Origin of the sequence: Pseudomonas sp. Irchel 3H7 (assembly GCF_900187605.1) — a bacterium.
Classification (GTDB): Bacteria; Pseudomonadota; Gammaproteobacteria; order Pseudomonadales; family Pseudomonadaceae; genus Aquipseudomonas.
The window spans coordinates 299,221-315,397 of the sequence record NZ_FYEA01000009.1 but is presented as its reverse complement, the minus strand read 5'-3'; the positions used below and the strand labels follow the sequence as shown (position 1 = coordinate 315,397).

General features: G+C 60.4%; 14 protein-coding genes. 11 read left to right on the top strand and 3 right to left on the bottom strand.

Going from position 1 to position 16,177, the window contains the following annotated elements; translation table 11 throughout:
• Positions 1–102: 102 nt before the first annotated feature.
• The 3 genes from CKW38_RS19030 to CKW38_RS19020 form a co-directional block, all read right to left on the bottom strand.
• On the bottom strand, positions 103–474 hold the full coding sequence (locus CKW38_RS19030; protein WP_007914613.1) for a translation initiation factor Sui1: 372 nt from the start codon (positions 472–474) through the stop codon (positions 103–105).
• A 284-nt stretch (positions 475–758) separates the two neighbouring features.
• Entirely contained in the window at positions 759–1,316 is a 558-nt protein-coding gene (locus CKW38_RS19025; protein ID WP_007914611.1) for an NUDIX hydrolase, read from the bottom strand.
• A gap of 3 nt (positions 1,317–1,319) precedes the next feature.
• Positions 1,320–2,387 carry a DUF2333 family protein gene (locus CKW38_RS19020; protein WP_007914608.1) on the bottom strand — a complete coding sequence of 356 codons (1,068 nt, stop codon included), beginning with the start codon at positions 2,385–2,387 and terminating at the stop codon, positions 1,320–1,322.
• Positions 2,388–2,812: 425 nt separating this feature from the next.
• On the opposite strand from CKW38_RS19020, the gene gcbA reads away from it, so the two are divergent.
• From gcbA to purD, 11 genes are all read left to right on the top strand, one after another.
• Positions 2,813–4,483 (top strand): diguanylate cyclase GcbA, encoded by a 1,671-nt coding sequence (gcbA, locus tag CKW38_RS19015; RefSeq protein ID WP_007914606.1) that lies wholly within the window; start codon positions 2,813–2,815, stop codon positions 4,481–4,483.
• A gap of 51 nt (positions 4,484–4,534) precedes the next feature.
• Positions 4,535–6,481: a methyl-accepting chemotaxis protein gene (locus CKW38_RS19010; protein ID WP_095113543.1), complete on the top strand. Its 1,947-nt coding sequence runs from the start codon at positions 4,535–4,537 to the stop codon at positions 6,479–6,481.
• A gap of 248 nt (positions 6,482–6,729) precedes the next feature.
• The gene (gene aroQ / locus CKW38_RS19005) at positions 6,730–7,182 is read left to right on the top strand and encodes a type II 3-dehydroquinate dehydratase (RefSeq protein ID WP_007914604.1); all 453 of its coding nucleotides are present in this window, start codon (positions 6,730–6,732) and stop codon (positions 7,180–7,182) included.
• A 48-nt stretch (positions 7,183–7,230) separates the two neighbouring features.
• Complete coding sequence (gene accB, locus CKW38_RS19000; protein WP_007914603.1) at positions 7,231–7,692, top strand: acetyl-CoA carboxylase biotin carboxyl carrier protein; 462 nt, start codon at positions 7,231–7,233, stop codon at positions 7,690–7,692.
• Positions 7,693–7,709: 17 nt separating this feature from the next.
• Positions 7,710–9,068, top strand: a complete 1,359-nt coding sequence (gene accC / locus CKW38_RS18995; RefSeq protein ID WP_007914602.1) for an acetyl-CoA carboxylase biotin carboxylase subunit — start codon at positions 7,710–7,712, stop codon at positions 9,066–9,068.
• Between the two features lie 237 nt (positions 9,069–9,305).
• Positions 9,306–10,184 (top strand): 50S ribosomal protein L11 methyltransferase, encoded by an 879-nt coding sequence (gene prmA / locus CKW38_RS18990; RefSeq protein WP_007914600.1) that lies wholly within the window; start codon positions 9,306–9,308, stop codon positions 10,182–10,184.
• A 30-nt stretch (positions 10,185–10,214) separates the two neighbouring features.
• Positions 10,215–11,498: a DUF3426 domain-containing protein gene (locus tag CKW38_RS18985; RefSeq protein WP_007914599.1), complete on the top strand. Its 1,284-nt coding sequence runs from the start codon at positions 10,215–10,217 to the stop codon at positions 11,496–11,498.
• 185 nt (positions 11,499–11,683) lie between these two features.
• Positions 11,684–12,694, top strand: a complete 1,011-nt coding sequence (dusB, locus tag CKW38_RS18980) for a tRNA dihydrouridine synthase DusB (protein ID WP_007914598.1) — start codon at positions 11,684–11,686, stop codon at positions 12,692–12,694.
• Positions 12,691–13,011 (top strand): DNA-binding transcriptional regulator Fis, encoded by a 321-nt coding sequence (gene fis / locus CKW38_RS18975; RefSeq protein ID WP_003221275.1) that lies wholly within the window; start codon positions 12,691–12,693, stop codon positions 13,009–13,011. The genes dusB and fis overlap by 4 nt, the downstream gene beginning before the upstream one ends.
• An 83-nt stretch (positions 13,012–13,094) precedes the next feature.
• Positions 13,095–14,702, top strand: coding sequence for a bifunctional phosphoribosylaminoimidazolecarboxamide formyltransferase/IMP cyclohydrolase (purH, locus tag CKW38_RS18970; RefSeq protein ID WP_095113542.1), 1,608 nt, complete (start codon positions 13,095–13,097; stop codon positions 14,700–14,702).
• A gap of 149 nt (positions 14,703–14,851) precedes the next feature.
• The gene (gene purD / locus CKW38_RS18965) at positions 14,852–16,147 is read left to right on the top strand and encodes a phosphoribosylamine--glycine ligase (RefSeq protein WP_095113541.1); all 1,296 of its coding nucleotides are present in this window, start codon (positions 14,852–14,854) and stop codon (positions 16,145–16,147) included.
• Positions 16,148–16,177: the final 30 nt, after the last annotated feature.

Below are 16,177 nucleotides of genomic sequence, written 5' to 3'. Positions count from 1 at the left end.
AGAAACCGGTCATGAACAGGCTCTGTGAAAACCATGGAGACGACGCCGGATCTGAAGTGTTTCAGCGCCGGATCAAGCCGCAGATGGATTTCACAGAGGCTGCTAGCCGCCGGACTTCTTCGCTTTGAAACCGTGCTTGATCAGCTCAGCCAAGAGTAGCTCGACATGATCGCCCTGGATTTCGATGATGCCGTCTTTCAACGCCCCGCCAGTGCCGCAACGTTTCTTCAACGTTGTCGCCAACTCTTTGAGCGCGTCTTCGGCCAGTGGCACACCGGTGATGGTGGTCACCGTCTTGCCGCCACGGCCCTTGCTCTCGCGACGCACGCGGGCAATGCCGTCACCGGCCGGGATCACGGTTTGTTTGCAGATACAGGCGTCTACCGGCTTACTGCATTCCGGGCAATGACGACCTGCGTCGGTGGAAAATACCAGGCCACCAAGGGCGGCGAAGGATGCGGCTTTTTTGGCCACCGGCAATCCTCTTGGGAGGACAAAGACTGATCGCGACCTTGGGCAAGGTCATCGACCGCGAAGCCCCACTCAGGCAGGGGCAGCGCTACTGCACCGATAAAGCGCCAAATGTAGGAGCTGTCGAGTGAAACGAGGCTGCGATCTTTTGATTTCGACGCCAAAACAAAAAATCAAAAGATCGCAGCCTGCGGCAGCTCCTACAAAAAGCACTCGCGGCGCAGCTTGAAAAGGTCGCGCAGTGTAACGGCAAAAATCCCGATTGCTAAGTGCCAATCGGCGCCAATTTATGTGTTCTTTGCGACGTCGCTTTGCTGCGCCTTCAGATAGCGCTTCAAAGCGGCCAGAGAGTCCGGGCAATAAGGCTTCTGCTCGATTTCCCGCATGACCTGATCGACTGGAATAAAGCGCGCTTCCAGCACTTCTTCAGGTTGCAGGTTCAACGGGCCGTCCCACACCGCAGAAAACGCCGAACACCACAGACGATTGCCAGTGTCTTCGAAGTAGAAATGGTCATGGGCCGTCAACTCTACGCCGCTGACACCCAATTCTTCTTCCAGCTCACGGGCCGCCGACTCGGCGTAGGTCTCGTCCGCCTGCACCATGCCGCCCGCCGCGACATCCCAGTAGCCGGGATAAATCGCCTTGCTCAAGGTGCGCCGGTGCACGCAAAGCTCACCGGCAGAATTGAACAACATGATGTAGGTGCCTCGACCAATCAGCCCACGCTCGCGCAGATCGGCACGGACGAGCGCGCCGAGCAGGTTGTCCTGCTCGTCGACCCAGGCGATCTGTTCGGCATCCGAGGCGGCGCGATGGGCCGCCTCTTTGGCGTTCTGACTCATGAATCAGCCCTGATTGAGCAGTTGACGCAAATCGATCACAGCGGCGTTGGCACGGGAAATATAGTTGGCCATGACCAGCGAGTGGTTGGCCAGCACGCCGAAGCCGCTTCCGTTAAGAATCATAGGACTCCAGACCGGTTCCTGCGAGGCTTCCAGTTCACGGATGATCTGACGCACGCTGACCGTGGCATTCTTCTTCGCCAGCACATCGGCGAAGTCGACCTCGATGGCGCGCAGCAGGTGCGACAGCGCCCAGGCCTGACCACGCGCTTCGTAGAACACGTTGTCGATCTGCATCCACGGAGTCTCGACGACTTCTTCGTCAACCTGTGGTACTTCGCCGATCGCCGGCACTTCGGTTTTCAGCGCGGTATTGAGTTTGACCCGGCCAACGCTGGCCGACAGGCGTTGCGACAACGAACCGAGACGGGTGCCGACATCGCCCAGCCAGTTGTTCAGGTTGTCGGCGCGGGCATAGAACAGCGCGTTTTTCTGGGTTGGATCAGACAGGCGAGCCTGATAGCGGCTCAGCGAGTTGATGCCTTCCTGATATTCCGACTCACTCGACGGCAGGATCCAGCTTTTGTTGTCGAAGTTGAAACGCGGCTCGGCCTTGGCCAGATCGGCATCTTCCGCCGACTGCGATTGCGAACGGGCAAAGTCTTTACGCAGAGCCCGGGTCAGGTCACGCACCTGCACCAGAACGCCGTATTCCCAGCTTGGCGTGTTGTCCATCCACAGGCCCGGCGGGAAGCGGTCGTTGGAAATGTAGCCGCCCGGCTTGTTGAGCAAGGTGCCGGCAACGGTCTTCAGGGTTTCGACGGTGGTGTAGCCGATCACCATCTGCTTGCCTTCTTTCTCGGCCGCCACTTGAGCGTTTTGCGCGACCGGAAACAGCGCCGGCTCCTGGCTCCAGTACCAGCCCAGGCCAATGGTCACCAGCAGATAGAGGCCGATCAGCGTGGCCAAAGCTCGGCTGAACAGCACCCCACCGACATAGCTGCGGGCGGCCGACTTGGGCTCGGCGGCACGTTCAGGCGCGCTGCCCGCGCGGTTTTTCCAGTCCAGCATGGCGATATCCTTTCAATCACTTGGGTTCAACGGTTCGACCACAACCATACAACAACGTGCCAAGGCCGGGCACCCGCGCGTAAAGATAAGCCGCAATTCGTATGGGCGAATGACGCTTCGACGATGACTAAGGGAATCCCCGATGCCCACGCTTCAGCCCATTGGCTTGAAAACCATCGCAAAGGTCACTCAGCGCTCGGGTAAAAGCACGACAGCGTGGTCATCCTGATCACCCTGTTTAGTCAGGGAGTGCCCGGTCTACGGGGACTTGTCAGACGCCAAGGTCAAAAACAAAACCGTCCGGTCAGAAACTGAATAGTGACGCATTGCAGATTATTGACGTACGACACTCGTGTAAGGGAAAAGAGGTGCTAGCATAGAGCCACCAGTCGATCTCAGCATGCAGCCTAACTAGTAGTCAGGATATGACCGAGCCAGAAGACCCCAGCCGTGAGCGTCTCAAGCACCACTTTGCCCAGCGGGTAATTCATCAGGCACGTCAGATACTTGAGATATGGCAGCGCCTGCAACGCAGTGAGTGGTCCACTGTCGACCTCGCCGAACTGAGCGAGGCCAACCTGCGCCTGCTGCGTTTTGCCGAGCGCTTCGAACAGCCCGAACACACTCAACTGGCGCGGCACATCAGCCAGTCGCTGGAAGCGGTGGACGCCAACCGCGGACGCCTCAGCAGCGGCCTGATCACCGACCTCAATCGCTTGATGCAGCGCTTGTCGCGTACCGGCCTGCGCCATGGCGACCAACTCGACCAGACTTTTTTGCCGCCTCTGCGCAAACCGATCTACGTAATGCTGCAGGACTACGACCGCGCCGAGCGTCTGGCCAAGCAACTGGAATTTTTCGGCCTGAGCGCGCAGGCGCTGGACAGTGTTTCAGCCTTTCGCTCCTCAATGGTCGAACGTCTGCCAGCAGCGATCGTCATGGACGTGGACTTCAGCGGCGCCGGCATCGGTCTGAAGCTCGCCGCCGAAGCCCAGGTCGGGCTGGAAGAGCCGCTACCGCTGCTGTTCTTCAGCCTGCACGAAACCGACACGCCGACGCGTCTCGCCGCCGTGCGTGCCGGTGGCCAGGAGTTCCTCACCGGCACTCTCGAAGCATCGAGTCTGCTGGAAAAAATTGAGGTCCTCACCTGCGTCGCCCAGTACGAACCTTATAAAGTGTTGATCATCGACGACTCACGCGCGCAAGCCCTGCACACCGAACGCCTGCTCAACAGCGCCGGGATCGTCACGCGCACCTTGATCGAACCGATTCAGGCGATGGCCGAGCTGGCCGATTTCCAGCCGGACCTGATCATCCTCGACATGTACATGCCGGCCTGCACCGGCACCGAACTGGCCAAAGTGATTCGCCACAATGATCGCTACGTCAGCGTGCCGATCATTTATCTGTCGGCCGAAGACGATCTGGACAAGCAACTCGACGCCATGAGCGAAGGCGGCGATGACTTCCTGACCAAACCGATCAAGCCGCGCCACCTGATCACTACCGTGCGCAACCGCGCCGCCCGCGCGCGCAATCTGAAAGCACGGATGGTCCGCGACAGCCTTACCGGCCTGTACAACCACACGCATATTCTGCAACTGCTCGAGGATTGCTCATTCCGCGCCCGCCGCGAGAACAAGCCGCTGAGCTTTGCCATGCTCGACATCGACCACTTCAAACGGGTCAACGACAGTCACGGCCACCCGATGGGCGACCGTGTGATCAAGAGCCTCGCGCTGTTTCTGAAGCAGCGTTTGCGCAAAACCGATTTCATTGGCCGATACGGCGGCGAAGAATTCGCCATCGTCATGCCCGACACTGATATAGAAGCCGCGCACAAAGTGCTCGACGAAATCCGCCAGCGCTTCGCCGAAATCCATTATCCGGCGCAGCCGCAGGATTTGTGGTGCACCTTCAGTGCCGGCGTGGTGGAAATGCACGATGACTGCGACAGCCTGATGATGGCCAGTCAGGCCGACGAAGCGCTGTACCGGGCCAAGGGGGCCGGGCGCAACCGGGTGCAGACCGCGCGCGACTCAAAGCAAAGTGCCACTTTTTCATCAGATTCCACTGATTCGGTCATAACCCTGTAACAGAACCGCAATAAATTCAGGCGCTTACCATTTCTGCCGTTGGTAGCCGTCATGCGCCTGAAGTTGCTCACCAATCTCAATACGCTGCTGCTGGTCGCCGTGTGCCTGGCACTCGGCGCTACGCTGTGGTGGTCGCAAAAAGCCCTCGAACGCCCGTATCTGTTGATGGAGCGTTATCTTGGGCTGTCGCAACAATTTCAGAACGAGGTGGCACGCAACGTTGAGGACTACCTCGGCAGCGGTGATGCCCTGCGCCTGAGCAGCGCCAGCCAGGCCATCGATAGCCTGCGCAAAGAACTCGATGAGTTGCCGCCGGCGCTGGCTGAAACGCTGCGCCCGAGCCTGTCGGGCCTGGATGAGTTCAGCAAAACCGACTTGCTCGCGGCCGGCAAACTGGCGGGTGATCCGCAGGCGTTGCTATTGCAGGCCGAGCGCGAATTGAGCGCCAGCCTCGATCAGTTCAGCACCTACGCCAACGGTAATCCGGCTTATCTGGCGCCGTTGCTCATCGCCTCTCAGCACTTGGGCAAACTGTCACTGGCGCGGGGCAAACTGGTCAGCAGCGGGCGCAGCGAACTGGCGGCCGATGTTGAGCGCGAAGTCACCAGTATTCGCTCGCAGGCTCAAGCGCTTGATGCCCTGCCGCTGCTCGGCGTCGTCGCCAACAATGAATCGGGCAGCGACGACTTCGCGGCGATGATGGGCATCGAGAACAGTGAAAAAACCGTCGCCGAAGATGCCGGGGTCGGCCTCAAGCGTGAACTCAACAGTTTGTTGGCCCGCTACCCGGCGGAGCTTGCGCGCACTCGCGACCAGATCCAGAAACGCGCCGACCTCAGCGCCGCCACTCACCAGAAAATCGCCGCCGTACAGCAAGCCATCGCCGGACTAGAGCCGGTGGTACGCGCCCAGCACGGCCAGATCCAGGGCGAAGTGCGCTTGATGCAAGGCGTGATGATCGGCCTGATTCTGCTGATCGCGTTGCTGATCGATACCTTGCAGCGCCGGCTCTCGCGCACCCTGACCAATCTGGCGCCGGCGCTGTCGACCTGGGCCGAAGGCGATTTCAGCCGCGATATTCAGTTGGGCAAGACCAACCGCGAAATGCACGACATCGAAGCCTCGCTAAACCGCTTACGTGCCTATCTGGTGGATCTGGTCGGGACGATTCGTGGCAACGCCGAACAAGTCGCGGGCAGCAGCCGCACCCTCGCCGAACTGAGCAACGACTTGCACAGCGGGGCTGAACATCAGGCCGGCGATACCGCGCTGATCCGCGATTCCCTCGGCGAACTTGAAGCGACAATCCAGCAAGTTGCCGGTGATGCACAACAGGCAGCAGAGGCCAGCCGTCACGCCGGACTGGCCGTTGTGCATGGCCAGACCGTGATCGGCCAGAGCCTGACCGGCCTGCACGCGCTGGTCGGTGAAGTTCAGGGCAACGCGCAGATGATCGAGCATTTGGCCGAAGAGTCGGCAACCATTGGCGGCGTGTTGACGGTGATCCGCTCGATTGCCGACCAGACCAACCTGCTGGCGCTGAACGCGGCGATTGAAGCGGCGCGCGCCGGGGAAATGGGCCGTGGTTTTGCCGTGGTGGCCGAGGAAGTGCGCTCGCTGGCACAACGCACCGCCGGTGCTACAGCGGAAATTCAGACGCTGATCGCCGGCCTGCAAACAGCGGCGCGGCAATCGGTCGAAGGCATGCGCGCACAGGTCGAACACGCCGAAGCCACAGCCAACCAGGCGCAAGCAGCGGATGGTGCGCTGGATAAAATCGTCGCCGCGATCCAGACCATCTCCGAGACGGCGATCCGCATTGCCGATGTCACTGCGCAACAGAGCGGCGCTGTCAGCGAGATTCGCGATCACAGTGAGCGGATTCATCAGTTGGGTGGGGATAACTTGCTGCGGATCGGCCAAGGTCGCGAACAGGGCGAGAACTTGCTGGTTCTTGGCGGGCAACTGCATACAGCCGTTCAGGCCTTTCGTGTCTGACAAAGATCCCTGTAGGAGCTGCCGAAGGCTGCGATCTTTTGATCTTGCTTCTAAAAATCAAAAGATCGCAGCCTTCGGCAGCTCCTACAAGGATTGCCGCAAATGACCGGATCAAATCACTTGGTCACATATTTCGCGCAAACATCGGCCATCGTGCTGGCTATTGCATAGAACTGGACAGTCACAAAGTCTTTGCGGCATAGTCGCCGGGTTCTGACGATTGCTCACTCATAACAAGGACTACGCAGATGGCAACCCTCCTGGTGCTGCACGGCCCCAACCTGAACCTGCTCGGCACCCGCGAACCCGGCACTTACGGTTCAACGACCCTGGCGCAGATCAATCAGGATCTGGAGCGCCGCGCCCGTGAAGCCGGCCATCACCTGCTGTATCTGCAAAGCAATGCCGAGTACGAATTGATCGACCGCATCCACGCTGCGCGCGGCGAAGGCGTCGATTTCATTCTGATCAATCCGGCGGCTTTTACGCATACAAGTGTCGCATTACGTGACGCGTTGCTGGGAGTGAGCATCCCATTCATCGAAGTGCATTTGTCCAACGTGCACAAACGCGAACCTTTCCGCCATCACTCTTACTTCTCCGATGTAGCGGTGGGAGTGATCTGCGGCCTTGGCGCCAGCGGTTACCGACTGGCCCTGGAGGCTGCACTAGAACAGCTTGAAACACAGGCAACGACTTGAACTACAAGCGTTAAGCGCCCCTGACCGACCCTTGGGAGTTGATGATTCATGGATATCCGTAAAGTTAAGAAACTGATCGAATTGCTGGAAGAGTCCGGCATCGACGAGCTCGAGATCAAGGAAGGCGAAGAGTCCGTACGCATCAGCCGTCACAGCAAGACCCCGGCTCAGCAGTACTACGCGCCGGCGCCGATGCAAGCGCCGGCTGCCGCACCTGTTGCTGCTGCTCCGGTGGCTGCCGCCGCCCCGGCTGCCGCTGCTGCTCCAGCGCTGAACGGCACCGTTGCCCGTTCGCCGATGGTCGGCACGTTCTACCGTAAATCTTCGCCAACCTCGCCGTCCTTCGTTGAAGTCGGCCAGACCGTGAAGAAAGGCGACACTCTGTGCATCGTCGAAGCCATGAAGATGATGAACCACATCGAAGCTGAAACCAGCGGTGTGATCGAGTCCATCCTCGTCGAAGACGGCCAGCCGGTTGAGTACGACCAACCGCTGTTCACCATCGTTTGAACTGCGGAGAGCCTTTGATGACTGCGAAGTTGGAAAAAGTTCTGATCGCTAACCGCGGTGAGATCGCCCTGCGGATTCTGCGTGCCTGCAAAGAGATGGGCATCAAGACCGTCGCCGTTTACTCCAAGGCCGACAAAGAGCTGATGCACCTGGGTCTGGCAGACGAATCCGTCTGCATCGGCCCGGCTTCTGCCGCGCACTCTTACCTGCACATCCCGGCCATCATCGCTGCCGCTGAAGTGACTGGCGCTACCGCCATTCACCCAGGCTACGGTTTCCTCGCGGAAAACGCCGATTTTGCCGAGCAGGTCGAGAACTCCGGCTTCGCTTTCATCGGCCCGAAAGCCGAAACCATCCGCCTGATGGGCGACAAGGTTTCGGCCAAGCACGCGATGATCGAAGCAGGCGTGCCAACCGTTCCAGGTTCCGACGGCCCACTGCCGGAAGACGAAGAAACGGCGCTGCGCATCGGTCGTGAAGTCGGCTACCCGGTGATCATCAAAGCCGCTGGCGGCGGTGGTGGTCGCGGCATGCGTGTGGTGCACAAGGAAGAAGACCTGATCGCCTTCGCCAAACTGACCCGCACCGAAGCTGGCGCGGCGTTCGGCAACCCGATGGTGTATCTGGAAAAATTCCTCACCAACCCGCGTCACGTCGAAGTGCAAGTGCTGTCCGACGGCCAGGGTCATGCGATCCATCTGGGCGACCGCGATTGCTCGCTGCAACGTCGTCACCAGAAAGTTCTCGAAGAGGCGCCGGCACCGGGCATCGACGAGAAGGCACGCGAAGAAGTGCTGGCACGCTGCGTCAAGGCGTGCATCGACATCGGCTACCGTGGCGCCGGTACTTTCGAGTTCCTCTACGAGAACGGTCGTTTCTACTTCATCGAAATGAACACCCGTGTTCAGGTGGAGCACCCGGTTTCGGAAATGGTCACCGGTATCGACATCGTCAAGGAGATGCTCAGCATCGCCGCTGGCAACAAGCTGTCGTTCACGCAGGATGACGTGGTGATCCGCGGTCACTCGCTGGAATGCCGGATCAACGCTGAAGACCCGAAAACCTTCATGCCGAGCCCGGGCACGGTCAAGCATTTCCACGCCCCAGGCGGCAACGGCGTTCGCGTCGATTCGCACCTGTACAGTGGCTATGCGGTTCCGCCGAACTACGACTCGCTGATCGGCAAGCTGATCACTTACGGTGCCACCCGCGACGAAGCCATGGCCCGCATGCGCAATGCCCTGGACGAAATCGTGGTTGACGGGATCAAGACCAACATCCCGCTGCACCGTGATCTGGTTCGTGACGAAGGCTTCTGCAAGGGTGGTGTGAACATTCACTACCTCGAGCACAAGCTGGCTGGCGAGAAGCACTAAGCTTCAGCCCGCACCTGACAAAGCCGCCTTCGGGCGGCTTTGTTGTTTCTGCTGCAAAGTCAAAAGATCGCAGCCTGCGGCAGCTCCTGCCTTGGAATGCGAACTCCTGTAGGAGCTGCCGCAGGTTGCGATCTTTTGATCTTCAACCATGTTCGTGTTCTGCCGCGCGCTCGCGTAAACTTGCGCGCTTCTCGCCGGCCGCTAGGCTGCAATCAATATTTTTCAAAGGTGCCCGCCATGCCTTGGCTGCAAGTACGTCTCGCCATCAGCCCGGAACAAGCCGAAACCTACGAAGACGCTTTCCTTGAAGTGGGCGCCGTGTCGGTGACCTTCATGGACGCCGAAGACCAGCCGATCTTCGAGCCGGAACTCAATACCACTCCGCTTTGGGCGCACACGCACCTGCTGGCGCTGTTCGAAGGCGGTACCGAACCGGCACCGGTTCTGGCCCATCTGGAACTGCTGACCGGCAGCCCGCTGCCCGAGCATCACAGCGAAGTCATCGAAGATCAGGACTGGGAACGCAGCTGGATGGACGGTTTTGAGCCGATGCGTTTCGGCCAGCGCCTGTGGATCGTGCCGAGCTGGCACGCTGCGCCGGAACCTGATGCGGTCAACCTGCTGCTCGATCCAGGTCTGGCCTTCGGCACCGGCACGCACCCGACCACCGCGCTCTGCCTGGAATGGCTCGACGGTCAGGACCTGAAAGACTGCAACGTGCTCGACTTCGGTTGCGGCTCGGGGATTCTGGCGATCGCCGCACTGCTGCTCGGCGCCAAGGAAGCGGTCGGCACTGACATCGACGTGCAGGCGCTGGAAGCTTCGCGCGACAACGCCGGGCGCAATAACATTGCCGATGAGCTGTTCCCGCTGTACTTGCCGGAAGATCTGCCGCAAGTTCAAGCCGATGTACTGGTCGCCAACATTCTTGCCGGCCCGCTGGTTTCGCTGGCGCCGCAACTGTCCGGGCTGGTCAAGTCCGGTGGACGCCTGGCGCTGTCGGGCATCCTCGCTGAGCAGGGTGACGAAGTGGCTGCAGCTTACGCGCAGGACTTTGATCTCGACCCGATCGCCAATCGCGATGGCTGGGTGCGCATCACTGGCCGTCGGCGCTAATATGTCCGCCTGCATAATCCGGATCGCCGCATGACCGACAGTTTCGTCACCCAGTGCCCGCATTGCCAAACCAGTTTCCGCGTCAGCCATGCTCAATTGAGCGTGGCCCGCGGGGTGGTTCGCTGCGGCTCCTGCCTGCAAGTGTTCAACGCCGCCAAACAGCTGCTGGAACAACACGCCGGCAAGGACGCGGTGACGCCGGTTGCACCACCGCTCGCCGAGCTGCCTGTCGAGGCGTCGCCGAGCATTGCCGCGCCGCCTGTTGTCGAGCCACCCGCCATTGAACCTGCGGCACCGCGTGCCATCAGCCAGAAACAATGGAGCGCCTCGGCGCTTGATCTCGACAGCCTCGATCTGGACGAAGAACTGGCCCGTCTCGAACAACGGGAAATCCAGCCCGCCACCGAACTCGGCCGCCCGCGCGAAGAGTCCCTGAGCGCCCGACGCGACAGCCCCGAGCCCGATGATGCCGCGTGGCCTGGCAGCCTGTTCAGCGAACCCGCCGATGAGCGGATCCCTGAGCCGGACGACGAACCACAAGCCGACGACATTGAACCGCTCACCTCCGAGCGCACCGAGCCTTCGCTGTCGCTGGAACCGGTGGATGTGGATGACGAGCCGGCGATTCCGCATCTGCGCTTGCACGACCCGATCGACCCGAATGCCCGCCGCGAACGCTTGTCGGCCAGCGACGAGGTCGATGACGACGATTTGCCATCGATCGAACCGCTGCGCAAAAAGCGCGAGCGCGCAGAGCCCGGCGTACGTGCCGAAGTCCTGCAGGACCTGACCGACGACCCACTGCAACTGGACTGGCAGAAACGCCGCTCACCGTGGGGACGCCGCTTGCTTTGGCTGTTGTTGGTCCTGCTGGCGGCAGGTGGACTGGCTGCCCAGTACATCTCCTATCATTTCGATGAACTGGCTCGACAGGATCAATACCGCCCGTGGTTTCAGCAAATCTGCCCGCAGATCGGCTGCACGGTGCCGTCGAAGGTCGACATCGCCCGGATCAAGAGCAGCAACCTGGTGGTGCGCAGTCACCCGGAGTTCAACGGTGCACTGGTGGTCGACGCGATCATTTATAACCGCGCGACGTTCTCTCAGCCCTTTCCATTACTGGAACTGCGCTTCGCCGACCTCAACGGTCACCTGATCGCCAGTCGTCGTTTCAAACCCGGCGAGTACCTTAGAGGAGATCTCGAAGGTCTGGCCGAAATGCCGCCGCAGACGCCGATCCATATTGCGCTGGATATTCTCGATCCCGGCCCCAAAGCGGTGAATTACAGCCTGAGTTTCCACTCACCCGAGTGAATCCCTGCATGGCTTTCGAATTGACGGCGGTTTTCTGACTTTGCCAGCCACGACCAAACCGGCGGCGATAACAGAATAACTGTTCAGATTTTGTTCAATTCAGCCTTTATCCAGTCATCGAGAGCGGGTATCATGCCAACCCTTTTTCGAACTCTCATGATCCGGCCCCACCTCAGGGAAGTCCTATGTCGGCGGTACGCATCGGCCCATACACATTGCAGAACGGCTTGATTCTCGCCCCGATGGCGGGCGTCACCGATCAGCCCTTTCGTCAGCTGTGCAAGCGTTTGGGCGCAGGGCTTGTAGTCTCGGAAATGGTCACCAGTGACATGAGCCTGTGGAACACCCGCAAGTCGCGCATGCGCATGATCCACGAGGGCGATCCCGAGCCACGCTCGGTACAGATCGCCGGTGGTGATGCACAGATGCTGGCGGACGCAGCGCGGGCCAACGTCGAACTGGGCGCACAGATTATTGATATCAACATGGGTTGCCCGGCAAAGAAGGTCTGCAACAAGGCCGCCGGTTCCGCGTTGTTGAAAGACGAAGCACTGGTCACCGAGATCCTGCAGGCCGTTGTGGCTGCGGTTGATGTGCCGGTCACCTTGAAGATCCGCACCGGCTGGGATCGCGACAACAAGAACGGCCTGACCGTGGCGAAGATCGCCGAGCAGGCCGGGATCACCGCGCTGGCAGTGCACGGCCGCACTCGCGCCGATCTGTACAAGGGTGAAGCCGAGTACGACACGATTGCCGCGATCAAGCAGGCCGTGTCGATCCCGGTGTTCGCCAATGGCGATATCGATTCGCCGGAGAAGGCCCGTTACGTGCTTGACGCGACCGGTGCCGATGGCCTGTTGGTAGGCCGCGCCGCCCAAGGGCGGCCATGGATTTTTCGCGAGATCGAACACTTCCTGCGTACCGGCGAGAAATTGCCGGCGCCGGAGCTGATCGAAGTGGAACACATACTGCTGGAGCATCTGGCCGCACTTCACGCTTTCTATGGGGACGTGATGGGCGTGCGCATTGCGCGCAAGCATGTGGGCTGGTATCTCGCAACCTTGCCGGGCGCCAGGGAGTTTCGCGCCCACTTCAATCGTTTGGATGGTACGGAAACACAATGCGCCAATGTTCGGGAGTTCTTCGCCGAGCATTACAAGAGCCTGACAGGGGACGAAGAAGGGGTGGCCGCATGACGATGATGACCGAGACTTTAGTGAGTGGAACAGCACCCGTGAGCGACAACGTGAATTTGAAACAGCACCTCAATACCCCGAGCGAAGAAGGCCAGACCCTTCGCGGGAGTGTCGAGAAGGCGCTGCACAATTATTTCGCCCACCTTGAGGGCGCGTCCGTCACGGATGTGTACAACCTGGTGCTCTCCGAAGTCGAGGCTCCCCTGCTCGAAAGCGTGATGAACTACGTCAAGGGCAACCAGACCAAGGCCAGTGAGCTGCTGGGACTTAACCGCGGCACGCTGCGCAAGAAACTCAAGCAGTACGATCTGCTGTAAGCATTCAATCAAACCAGAAAGGCGCCCGCGTAAAAAACGGTCGCCTTTTTTGCTGACTTCCTTTGCTTTTGATGGAAATTGAGATGACCGACCAGACTACCCGCCTGCCGATCCGCCGCGCCTTGATCAGCGTTTCCGACAAGACCGGGATCCTCGAATTCGCCAAGGAGCTTGAAGCCCTGGGCGTCGAGATCCTCTCCACCGGCGGGACGTTCAAGCTGCTGCGCGACAACGGTGTTGCCGCAGTGGAAGTCGCGGATTACACCGGTTTCGCCGAGATGATGGACGGTCGGGTGAAAACCCTGCACCCGAAAATCCACGGCGGCATCCTCGGTCGTCGCGGTATCGACGATGCAATCATGAGCGAGCACGGCATCAAGCCGATCGATCTGGTTGCCGTTAACCTCTATCCGTTCGAAGCCACCATCAACAAGCCAGGCTGCGACCTGCCGACCGCCATCGAGAACATCGACATCGGCGGCCCGACCATGGTCCGTTCGGCAGCGAAAAACCATAAAGACGTAGCAATCGTGGTAAATGCCAGCGATTACGCCAGCGTGCTCGAAGGCCTCAAGGCCGGTGGCTTGACCTACGCTCAGCGTTTCGACCTGATGCTCAAGGCCTTCGAACACACCGCCGCCTACGACGGCATGATCGCCAACTACATGGGCACCGTGAACCAGGCCGCTGAAACCCTGAGCACTGAAGGCCGCAGCGAATTCCCGCGCACCTTCAACAGCCAGTTCATCAAGGCCCAGGAAATGCGCTACGGCGAGAACCCGCACCAGAGCGCGGCGTTCTACGTGGAAGCCAAGCCTGCCGAAGTCGGCATCGCCACCGCGACCCAACTGCAAGGCAAAGAGCTGTCGTACAACAACGTGGCCGACACCGACGCCGCGCTGGAATGCGTGAAGAGCTTCGTCAAGCCAGCCTGCGTGATCGTCAAGCACGCCAACCCGTGCGGCGTGGCAGTCAGCCCGGACGCTGACGGCGGCATCCGTCAGGCCTACGAACTGGCTTACGCGACTGACACCGAATCTGCGTTCGGCGGCATCATTGCCTTCAACCGTGAACTGGATGCCGAGACCGCCAAAGCGATCGTCGAGCGTCAGTTCGTGGAAGTGATCATCGCCCCGAGCGTCAGCGAAGAAGCCCGCGCCATTGTTGCGGCGAAAGCCAACGTACGTCTGCTGGCCTGCGGCGAGTGGTCGGCTGACCGCGCTGCAGCGTGGGACTACAAGCGCGTCAACGGCGGCCTGCTGGTACAGAGCCGCGACATCGGCATGATCAGCGCCGATGACCTGAAAGTCGTGACCAAACGTGCGCCGACCGAACAGGAGATCCACGACCTGATCTTCGCCTGGAAAGTCGCCAAGTACGTTAAGTCCAACGCCATCGTCTATGCCAAGAACCGTCAGACCATCGGTGTCGGCGCAGGCCAGATGAGCCGCGTAAACTCGGCACGTATCGCCGCAATCAAGGCTGAGCACGCCGGTCTGCAAGTGGCCGGTTCGGTGATGGCATCGGACGCGTTCTTCCCGTTCCGTGACGGTCTGGACAACGCGGCCAAGGTCGGCATCACTGCGGTGATCCAGCCGGGTGGCTCGATGCGTGATGCTGAAGTGATTGCTGCTGCTGACGAAGCCGGTATCGCGATGGTGTTCACCGGCATGCGCCACTTCCGTCACTGATTATTGCTTGATCGTACCCACGCTCTGCGTGGGCACGCAGCCCGGGACGCTCCGCGTCCCTCGGACGCAGAGCGTCCGTAGAGGCATTCCCACGCAGAGCGTGGGAACGATCAGCCCCCACAGAATTAGCGTCATCCGAGGTTTTTGAAATGAATGTTTTGATCATTGGCAGCGGTGGCCGTGAACACGCCCTGGCCTGGAAAGTGGCTCAGGATCCGCGCGTGCAGAAGGTTTTTGTCGCTCCGGGCAACGCTGGCACCGCCATTGAAGCCAAGTGCGAAAACGTCGCCATCGACGTGCTGGCCCTTGAGCAACTGGCCGACTTCGCCGAGAAAAACGTTGCCCTGACCATCGTCGGCCCGGAAGTGCCGCTGGTGGCTGGCGTCGTTGACCTGTTCCGCTCCCGTGGCCTGGACTGCTTCGGTCCGACCGCCGGCGCTGCGCAACTGGAAGGTTCGAAAGCCTTCACCAAGGATTTCCTCGCCCGTCACAAGATCCCGACTGCCGACTACCAGAACTTCACCGAGATCGAGCCAGCCCTGGCTTATCTGCGTGAAAAAGGCGCACCGATCGTGATCAAGGCCGATGGCCTGGCCGCCGGTAAAGGCGTGATCGTCGCCATGACCCTGGCTGAAGCCGAAGACGCCGTGCGTGACATGCTCGCCGGCAACGCTTTTGGTGACGCTGGTTCGCGCGTGGTCATCGAAGAATTCCTCGACGGCGAAGAAGCTTCGTTCATCGTCATGGTCGACGGCAAAAACGTTTTGCCGATGGCCACCAGCCAGGACCACAAACGTGTTGGCGACGGCGACAGCGGCCCGAACACTGGCGGCATGGGTGCCTACTCCCCTGCCCCGGTGGTCACCGCCGACGTGCACAAGCGCGTGATGGATCTGGTGATCTGGCCGACCGTGCGCGGCATGGCTGAGGAAGGCAACGTCTACACTGGCTTCCTCTACGCCGGTCTGATGATCGACAAAGCCGGCAACCCGAAAGTCATCGAGTTCAACTGCCGCTTCGGCGATCCGGAAACCCAACCGGTGATGCTGCGTCTGCAGTCGAGCCTGGTGCTGCTGGTTGAAGCGGCGCTGGCGCAAGCGCTGGACAAGGTCGAAGCCCAATGGGATCCACGCCCGAGCGTCGGCATCGTGCTGGCCGCTGGCGGCTACCCGGGCGACCACGCCAAGGGCGCAGCGATCAACGGTCTCGATGCTGCGGCGAAGCTGGAAGGCAAAGTCTTCCACGCCGGCACGGCACTGAAAGACGGCAACGTCGTCACTGCCGGCGGTCGCGTGCTCTGCGCCACCGCAATGGGCGCCAGCGTCGGTGAAGCGCAGCAGCAAGCCTACAAGCTCGCGGCCGCCATCGACTGGGAAGGCTGCTTCTACCGCAAGGACATTGGCTACCGCGCCATTGCCCGTGAACGTGGCGAAACCCAGGAATAAGCTGTCGATCAAGTCCGGCGAGGGATACCG